3 protein-coding genes, 1 tRNA gene and 1 pseudogene are annotated in these 4,871 nt (G+C 40.4%); 4 read left to right on the top strand and 1 reads right to left on the bottom strand.

Going from position 1 to position 4,871, the window contains the following annotated elements; genetic code table 11:
* Window positions 1-50 precede the first annotated feature (50 nt).
* The 3 genes and pseudogenes from JKK62_RS17095 to JKK62_RS17085 form a co-directional block, all read left to right on the top strand.
* A tRNA-Ala gene (locus JKK62_RS17095) sits at window positions 51-126 on the top strand.
* A 202-nt stretch (window positions 127-328) separates the two neighbouring features.
* The gene (locus tag JKK62_RS17090; protein ID WP_201428974.1) at window positions 329-1,210 is read left to right on the top strand and encodes a PIN domain-containing protein; all 882 of its coding nucleotides are present in this window, start codon (window positions 329-331) and stop codon (window positions 1,208-1,210) included.
* Window positions 1,177-1,602: pseudogene (locus tag JKK62_RS17085) on the top strand (transposase); the annotation flags it as partial. The gene JKK62_RS17090 and the pseudogene JKK62_RS17085, both read left to right, overlap by 34 nt.
* Window positions 1,603-1,869: 267 nt before the next feature.
* On the opposite strand, the gene JKK62_RS17080 reads toward JKK62_RS17085, so the two are convergent.
* Entirely contained in the window at window positions 1,870-3,252 is a 1,383-nt protein-coding gene (locus tag JKK62_RS17080) for an ATP-binding protein (protein WP_201428973.1), read from the bottom strand.
* A gap of 173 nt (window positions 3,253-3,425) precedes the next feature.
* On the opposite strand from JKK62_RS17080, the gene JKK62_RS17075 reads away from it, so the two are divergent.
* Entirely contained in the window at window positions 3,426-4,562 is a 1,137-nt protein-coding gene (locus JKK62_RS17075; protein WP_201428972.1) for an IS3 family transposase, read from the top strand.
* Window positions 4,563-4,871 lie beyond the last annotated feature (309 nt).

Below are 4,871 nucleotides of genomic sequence, written 5' to 3'. Positions count from 1 at the left end.
ACGACGCTCTTCCGATCTGCTGCGGCGTGCTTCAATTCAATCATTAGCATGGGGGTATAGCTCAGCTGGGAGAGTGCTTGACTGGCAGTCAAGAGGTCACGGGTTCGAGCCCCGTTATCTCCACCAAACGGGTATTGGATGAACACCTACTTTTTCAGCGGCGGTTTTGCCGTGAAATGTGTTCTCTGATACAAAATCAGAACGCCGTTTCAGTGTAAAAGCTGGAACGGCGTTTTTTGTTGTTTTTTGGTAATGGTAGAAAAACAGTTTAGCATATGATATAATTGAATTATTACCTAATCTATACAATTTATGGAGATGAAATATAATGATAAAGTATCCTTTAGCTGTAACAATTGATACCAATATTTTTGATGCTGCAAAATATGATTTTTCAGAGAAAAGTACCCTTTCGTTACTCGTGGATTTTGTTAAAAGAGGTAAGGTAAAAGTAGTCTTGAGTCATATTGTGATAGAAGAAGCGAAACGCCACCTTGCTGCACAAACTAAAAAAATATTGAGTATCTCAAGAAATCTTAGGGCGGACATTTTAAATGAAACCTCTGAACATCTTGTGAAATATCTTGGCTTAGATAGATTATTGGTTATTGATAATAAAGATGAATTGGTGAAGAAGAGTATTGAATTATTTGATGACTATATTAAATCAATCAATGCAGAAATACTTGAATCAGAGTTAATCAATTTAGATTCAATAATAAACGATTATTTTCAAATTAAACCACCTTTTCAATCAGGTGAAAAAAAGAGAAAAGAATTCCCTGATGCATTTATAGCTTGTCAGATTAGAGAAAGATTCGGTGAAGAGGAACAAGTTGCCATAATTAGCAATGATAGCGGATTTAATTCGGCTTGCAAAACCGCTCCTAATCACTTTTTCTTTGAATCATTAGGTCAGTTGTATGATGCTATCAACAAGGATGAAATAATGTACAATGATACTGTTGATTCAATTGAGAACTTAAAACTGTACATTTGTTTTTGTATATCGGAATATATAAAAGATAATGAAAGTATAGATGTAAGAGGAAGATCAGTTGATAAAGATGGTATTGAATCCGGTTATAATTATGACGAGTTTTATATTAAAAGTGTAAAAAATACTTCTTTTAGAGTATGGTCAGTAGATGAAATGTCAGAACAATCATCGATAGTAACTCGAGCAAGTATGTGTCGTACAAGGACTTGAAGGCACTGATGGCTGATTTGAAAGCCGTTTATGCCGCCGTGGACGAAGAAACAGCACTCAACGCGCTGGATGTATTTGCGGAACACTGGGACAAAAAATACCCTAAGATTTCGCAGTCTTGGCGGGATAACTGGGCTAATTTGAGCACCTATTTCAAATTCCCGCAGGAGGTCAGGCGACTGATTTACACCACGAACGCTATCGAGGGATTTAACCGTCAGCTCCGCAAGGTGACAAAATCCAAGTCCGTTTTCCCCACAGATGACAGCCTCTTGAAGATGCTTTATCTGGCAATGATGGACATTACCAAAAAATGGACGGGACGCCGACAGGACTGGAGCAAGATTTATGCCCAACTGACGATCTTCTTCGAGGAGAGGCTCCCCGAGTAGCCCAAGTAGCAGAAAACGGCCTGCACGTCAAGGGTAAAATGAACGGCGGCTCGAGCCGCCGCCCTTGACATGCATTCCGTTTCCCGCTTATAATGTTGACAAGGGGCTTACGCCCCAGAATAATAATTTTTGCTCTATTTTGCACTGCGATTTAGAGTTTACACAGAATTTGGGACAGACCCCCCGAAGGATTCGACATAGTCACTATCTTGGTCAGTCAGTGACTATGTGTGTCTATGTGTGTCCATGAAATGGTTTGCGATAGTTTTAAGCAGTTACATATTTTTGCTTTTGACTCTTGGGATTATCAGGTATTGTCATTTTTAATTTACCTTCGGCAATTAGCGGCTTTAGATAGTGCTTTGAAAAATATGAAAGATTTTTATAATCCAGATAATCACAGATTTCCTTTCTTGTTTTCGGCTCTGTACAGTATTCAAGAATTTGGTCGGTTATGCTCTGTTGACTGTTATTCGGACCCTGTACAGAATTCTCGCCGGAATAATTCACATTCTTCAAAGTCACATGAAATTCCGACGGAGTTGAACGAAATTCAGGCTTCAAACTATCCGTATATCCGGGCAGCTTTGCGGTTTCGTCGATAATCTTTTTCAGTCCGCTTCCGCGCCGTTCCATATACTTCATACGGTGAAACAAATCGGCAATAATGGGATTACGGCGTATGGAACCGACTTCAAGAATATTGCGTTCCTGAATTTGCTGACCTCTGTACATACCACCCGGAGAATAGATTTCAACACGGTCATCAAACATATCGATGTGAATTTCACTGCCCAACACCAGATAATCTCTGTGAATCAGGGCGTTTACTAAAGCTTCCGTGACTGCGCGGTCTGCGTAATCCGGCTTATCAACGCGGTAGCGGGCTTTCTTTTCAAAACGCACCTTTGAGTTGTTGCGGATAAACTCACAGCCGCTTTGCAGAAGATAAATCAAATTGCCTTCATATTCTTTATCGTCAAGAGCGTCATCAAAGATGGAGCCCTTATTTAAACCATTCCATCTTGTACAGAATATTCTGGAATTGTAAACGTTGTGCTGGTCGGTCATCAGTCTACCGGCGTTGGTTAGAAAACCGTCTTCGTTCGCAAGGCCAAATGAAATATAATCGGACGCTTCAAAATGCAGACCGGTGTGTTCAAGATAGGTGGCTTCCAACAGCGTGAAGCTGTAATCGGATTTTTTCTTATCGGTTGACAGTGAATCATAAGAACGGTTTTCACCTTTTAAAATCAATTCGTTGACAACATAATCAGGAGCAACGACGCTTTCGTTGCCAATACGAATATAGGCTTCCATAATACCGTCAGCTTTGTAATAGTACGGCGTATTTCGTCCTGATGAAACGCTTAAAACAAGAATGGTTTTGTCATTCTCAATTTCCGGTGATAATACAAAATTCGGAACAGGAGTAATGCGCTCCTTGATCGAACGGCTGATAGCTTCCGCGTCACCCTGCGTGTCCTCTAAACCGATGATGTTTCTGTTATCGTCGATTCCAAAGAACAATGTACCACCGATACCGTTCGCAAACGCGCTTACGCTTTTGAGCCAGCTCTTCGGCTTGCGCTTTTCCAAAGCAACCTTAAAATCACATTCAGTTGCTTCGGCTATCAATCTTGAAATCATCGGCACATCCTCCTTATTGATTAGAATTACATCGGCTATTCATATTATACTTACGCTTTGTTTGTTAGTCAAGCGGAAATAATACTACTAAATTTTGGATAGAAATTATCCCTGAATTTATCATTAGGCATTTTTATGTTATCATTCTCCTTGTGAAAGGAGGCTGATACATTTTGAAAAAAATCAGCTTTGAAACAAAAGAAAGTATTATCAACCGATATTTCAACGGTGAGTCTGTCGCAGAACTGACCGAAGCAACAGGCGTTGCCCGAAGTACGATTTATGGATGGTTAAAAGCTTCTCAGAGTGAGTCGGAAAACAAACCTGTTAATAAGAAAACCGTTAACGATCTGGAGCGAAAGATTATCCGTCTGTCAACAATAATTGAGATTATGCAAAAAGTCTTTGACGTAGAAAACATACCGACTCAGATTAGATTGGAAGAATTGGAGCGACTGTATGGAGAATATAATGTTCACAATCTCTGCGATGCGTTAATGGTTCCGCGCGGTACGTTTTACAACCATATCAAGCGGAATAAAAGAGACAACGCGTGGTATGCGAAACGACGTGAGAGTCTTCGCGAAGAGATACAAAAAATCTATTATGACAAGCACCAGATTTACGGTTCACCGAAAATTGCAGCCACTTTAAGATCGCGGGGAATAAAGATAACCGAGGGAATGGTCAGGCAGCTTATGCAGGATATGGGGCTTATCAGTATCCGTGAAGGTGCGAAGGATTATTACGACAAAGAGAAAAGTAAGAACAAGAATTATCTGAATCAGAAGTTCAATACGACGCGCCCGAATGAGGTGTGGGTCAGCGATATTACCTGCTTTAGGTATAACGAGAAATATTATTATATTTGTGTTATAGTCGACTTGTGCGCAAGAAAGGTTGTAGGATATAAGATAGGAGGTAAAAACAGCACACAGCTGACGAAGAGCACTTTCAAGCTTGCGTATGAATCGCGGCAGCCTGATGAGAATCTGATTTTTCATACCGACAACGGAAGTAATTACACTTCCAAATCTTTTCGGGACTATTTGAAAAAGCTCAGGGTTACACAGTCATTTTCAAGACCGCACATTCCGTATGACAACTCCGTCATGGAGAGCTTCTTTTCAAATATGAAGCGCGAGGAGCTTTACAGAACAAAATACCGCTCTGAAAAAGAATTCAGAACGGCGGTGAAAAACTATATTCAATTTTATAACGAGGAGCGCCCTCACTCAAAGAACAAATACAAGACACCGTCTCAAAAAGAAGCGGAATATTTCAGTAAACAAGCGGAAAACGGCGATTAATGTCCGAATAGTCAGGGGTTCGGATTCAGTGATTTTTCTTCTTTTGGTTTCGATTTTAAACGATTTTGGTTTTCGTGTCCAAATAAAAACGTCATAAGAGACACCCGAAAACCCGAATAATTCCTAACAAAAAGAAAACTTCCTGTTGGTGTCCGAATCATCAAGGGTTCGGATTGCAACAGAAAGTTCAGGCGGATTTGCGTCGGGGACTTGAACCCCCGAAATAGTATAACGTTTTCATGCGATGATACTTTCCGGTGTGATTATGCTTTCCAAAGGCTGTGAAGATTGCAGTAGGCGTATACCGCA

It is taken from the genome of Ruminococcus difficilis, from assembly GCF_016680995.1.
This window is presented reverse-complemented; position numbering and strand designations above follow the sequence as displayed.

Bases quoted from the DNA above. Each gene is read 5' to 3' on its own strand.
- JKK62_RS17090 (WP_201428974.1), top strand. From the start codon at position 329: ATGATAAAGTATCCTTTAGCTGTAACAATTGATACCAATATTTTTGAT.
- JKK62_RS17080 (WP_201428973.1), bottom strand. From the start codon at position 3,252: ATGATTTCAAGATTGATAGCCGAAGCAACTGAATGTGATTTTAAGGTT.